4 protein-coding genes are annotated in these 3429 nt (G+C 68.4%); 1 reads left to right on the forward strand and 3 read right to left on the reverse strand.

The genetic code is table 11. The features are described from left to right. Nucleotides 1-1289: iron uptake transporter deferrochelatase/peroxidase subunit (gene efeB / locus HMPREF0058_RS02470; RefSeq protein ID WP_006548092.1), on the forward strand; the 1289-nt coding region annotated here is incomplete at its 5' end. A 101-nt stretch (nucleotides 1290-1390) separates the two neighbouring features. Here the strand turns inward: efeB and HMPREF0058_RS02475 are convergent. From HMPREF0058_RS02475 to HMPREF0058_RS02485, 3 genes are all read right to left on the reverse strand, one after another. Next, nucleotides 1391-2401: an LppM family (lipo)protein gene (locus HMPREF0058_RS02475; RefSeq protein WP_034236389.1), complete on the reverse strand. Its 1011-nt coding sequence runs from the start codon at nucleotides 2399-2401 to the stop codon at nucleotides 1391-1393. A 96-nt stretch (nucleotides 2402-2497) separates the two neighbouring features. Beyond that, nucleotides 2498-3046, reverse strand: coding sequence for a flagellar basal body-associated FliL family protein (locus HMPREF0058_RS02480; RefSeq protein ID WP_006548094.1), 549 nt, complete (start codon nucleotides 3044-3046; stop codon nucleotides 2498-2500). Next, entirely contained in the window at nucleotides 3043-3318 is a 276-nt protein-coding gene (locus HMPREF0058_RS02485; RefSeq protein WP_006548095.1) for a hypothetical protein, read from the reverse strand. Before HMPREF0058_RS02485 ends, HMPREF0058_RS02480 begins: the two co-directional genes overlap by 4 nt. Nucleotides 3319-3429 lie beyond the last annotated feature (111 nt).

The following is a 3429-nucleotide window of genomic DNA, read 5'->3' on the forward strand; positions in this document are numbered from 1 at the left end:
GTCCGGACCGGCCGCGGGTGAGCCGGCGTGCTGCCTTCACCGCGGCGGGCTTCGGCGCGGCGATGGCAGGACTGGCCGGATTCGGGGCTGGGCGTGCCACTGCCGCCGAGCCGGTGGAGCACACGGCACTGGCCTACGACTTCCGCGGCGAGCACCAGGCCGGGATCCTCACCCCCGCCCAGGACACGCTCTACGTGGCGGCCTTTGACGTCAGCACGGATGACGCCCAGGAGCTCAAGGAGCTCATCGCGGCCTGGACGGTGGCTGCTGAGCAGATGTGTGCCGGCGAGCTCGTTGGCGGGGAACCGGACGCTAACGAGCAGCTGCCGCCCAAGGACACGGGCGAGGCCTGGGGCTACCCGGTCTCGGGGCTGACCATCACCTTCGGTGTGGGCAAGTCCTTGTTCGTGGACGCTGATGGCAACGACCGTTTTGGTCTCAAGGACAAGATGCCGGCGATCCTGGATGAGGGCATGCCGAGCTTCCGGGGCGACCAGCTGCGTGAGGCTGACTCGGACGGCGACCTGCTCATCCAGGTCTGCTCCGACGACGCCCAGGTCTCGGTCCACGCGATCCGCAACCTCACGCGCATCGCCTTCGGCACGGCCACCATGCGCTGGAGCCAGATTGGTTACGGACGCACCTCCTCCACCTCCACGGACCAGGAGACGCCTCGCAACCTCTTTGGTTTCAAGGACGGGACGAACAACGTCAAGGCGCAGGACTCCGCTGACGAGCTCGCCGAGCACCTGTGGGTCCAGCCGGGCGACGACGACGCAGCCTCCTGGATGGAGGGCGGCACCTACTTCGTGGCGCGCAAGATCCGCATGTACTCCGAGGTCTGGGACCGCATCCGGCTCATCGAGCAGGAGCAGGTCTTCGGTCGGGACAAGCGCTACGGGGCGCCGCTGAGTGTCACGGATCCGACCTCCTCCAAGGACGAGTTCACCGCGGTGGACTACGAGGCCACGGATGCTGAGGGAGAGCCGCTGGTGCCGGCGGACTCCCACATCTCCATCGTCGCGCCTGAGCGCAACTCGGGGCGGCGGATGCTGCGCCGCGGCTACAACTACACCGAGGGCAACGACTCGTTGGGGCAGCTGCAGACGGGTCTGTTCTTCATCGCCTTCGTGCGTGACCCGCGCACGAACTTCTATCCGATCCTGGACAAGATGACGAAGAACGACGCTCTGCAGGAGTACCTGCAGCACCGTAGTGCGGCGTTGTTCGCGGTGCCGCGTGGGGTGGCGAAGTCGGACACGACCTGGGCGCAGGCGCTGTTCGCCTGACGACGGACCACCTATGTGCTGACCGACCACGTGATGCGCGATGGACCCCTGGAATCACGCAATTCCAGGGGTCCATCGCGCATCACGTGGTCGGTGGTGGATCAGGAGGTCGGAGTCTGGGGCGTCGACGGCGGGATCGGCTGCTCGGGGGCCTGACCGTAGCCAGGGGCAGAGGCTGCCGAGGGCTGGCCGGGGGTGAGGGGCTGCGTCGGAGGAACCGGCTGGCTCGGCTGAGCCGGCTGGCCGAACGGGGGCTGAGCCGGCTGGCTCGGCTGGGGTGCCGGGAAACCTGTGGGGGCCTGACCGTAGCCGGGGGCAGAGGCTGCCGAGGGCTGGCCGGGGGTCAGGGGCTGCGTCGGAGGAGCCGGCTGACCGTACGGGGCCTGAGTGGGCTGACCGGGCTGGGGCACCGGGAAGCCGGCAGCTGCCTGGGTGCCCGGCTGGCCGTAGAGCGGGGCGGGGGCAGCCTGCGACTTCTTCTTCTGGCTGATGATCACCACCGCCACCACGGCACCGATAGCGGCGAGCAGCACGACGCCGCCCACCACCCACAGCAGCAGGGAACCAGTACCGCCGCCAGCGTCCTCAGCGACCGCGTGCAGGTTCTCGGTCTCCTTGGTCAGGTCCCAGGACACGGTGTTGCCGTCGATGGTCGCGTTGCCGGAGGCCTCAGTGACCTTTCCGGGGAAGGTGATGGAGTAGGTGAACTCCTCCAGGTAGGCCGAGGCTGAGCTCATGTCGCTCATCGGCATGTCGAAGACGTACTTGCCGTCAGTGTGGACGAGTCCGTCACCACTATCGGTCACGTCCCCCATGGTCAGGCCGGAGGCCGTGATGAGGCAGGCGGGGTTGCCGTTGTGCTCGGTGAAGGTGTACTCGGCAGTGGCGCCGTCGGGCAGCTCAGAGGTGTAGTCGGCCAGGTCGCTGGCATTGCAGTCCGACTCGGTCAGCGTGCCCGTGGAGTCCCACATGAGGAAGGCCATGTCAGCGGTGTCGTCGCTGTGGATCGTGATGTCAGCGCGCAGGCCGCAGGCGCTGAGCAGCATGACCAGTGGGACGAGCGCCAAGGCGCCGAGCCGTCGTAGGGAACGGGAGTGTGAGGTGGTACTCATGTGCTGAGCATACGGAACAGGGTCCTCGCCCTGCGGCCCCAACGCGCCCAGGGTTCCTGGTTAGTGACGGAGTGTTTACCTCCCGGTTAAGTCGGTCTAGTTGGGGCTTACGGTCTGCTGACCGCGCTGGCCCTGGTGCGCCCGCCACCACCACGTGCCACCGGCTCCCGCCAGGATGACGACGACGCCGACCACCATCCACAGCCAGGGTGAGCCTGCGGAGCTGGTCTCCTCCTGCGCGCGCACGGCGACGGGGGGCGGTGCGTCGAGGTCCTCGGCCACGGTGGTCGGGGCTGCCTCGATGGGCTCCTCGCTGGCCACCGAGGGGGATGAGACCGAGGGGGAGGCCGTGGCCACACCGGCCACCATGATGTCGCCGATCTCCTCCAGGAGGTTGTCATCCCAGATGGCGACGTTGTCCTCAAAGCGGAGCATGCGCCCTGAGGAGGCCATGAACTCGCCGGGGAAGGTCACCGTGAGGTCGACCTTGGGCTCGGGATCCACCTGCCTGGCCCGGCTCATGAGCTCAGCGTCCTCAATGGTGGTGCGAGGGATATAGAGCTCGAACAGGTCGCCACGCGGCGTGATCCTGGCGCCCTTGTTCGCCGCGTTGTAGGCCTCGAAGGAGTCGTAGGTGGCGGTCACCTGGCAGGCAGGCCGTTGTAGGTGGTGAAGCTCATGGAGGCCTCGACGCCGTCGGGTGTGTAGCGCTCCAGCCCCACCGCCTCAGGGGTGCAGTCGGCCTCGGTGAGCGTGGAGGTGTCGTCCCAGGCGGTGAGGGTCTGCTCGACGGTCTGGTCCTCGTGGATGGTGGTCGTCACCTGTAGGCCGCAGGCGCCCAGGCTCGCGGCGAGCGGGAGGGTGGCCAGCGCGGCCAGGCGGCGCAGAGTACGTGGGAAGGGGGAGGGGGCGCTCATGCCGGCACGCTAGGGGTGGCAGGTGGCCAGCGGGCGAGCAGCCGGTGACGCAGTGCTAGCCGGTGCTGCTTGGTGCAGGCCGTTGCCGGCCGGCGCCGGCCAGCGGGCTGC

Origin of the sequence: Actinomyces urogenitalis DSM 15434, assembly GCF_000159035.1 — a bacterium.
Lineage (GTDB): Bacteria > Actinomycetota > Actinomycetes > Actinomycetales > Actinomycetaceae > Actinomyces > Actinomyces urogenitalis.

What these genes read in the sequence shown, in the direction of transcription:
- HMPREF0058_RS02475 (WP_034236389.1), bottom strand. Translation starts at nt 2,401, where the DNA reads ATGAGTACCACCTCACACTCCCGTTCCCTACGACGGCTCGGCGCCTTG.
- HMPREF0058_RS02485 (WP_006548095.1), bottom strand. Translation starts at nt 3,318, where the DNA reads ATGAGCGCCCCCTCCCCCTTCCCACGTACTCTGCGCCGCCTGGCCGCG.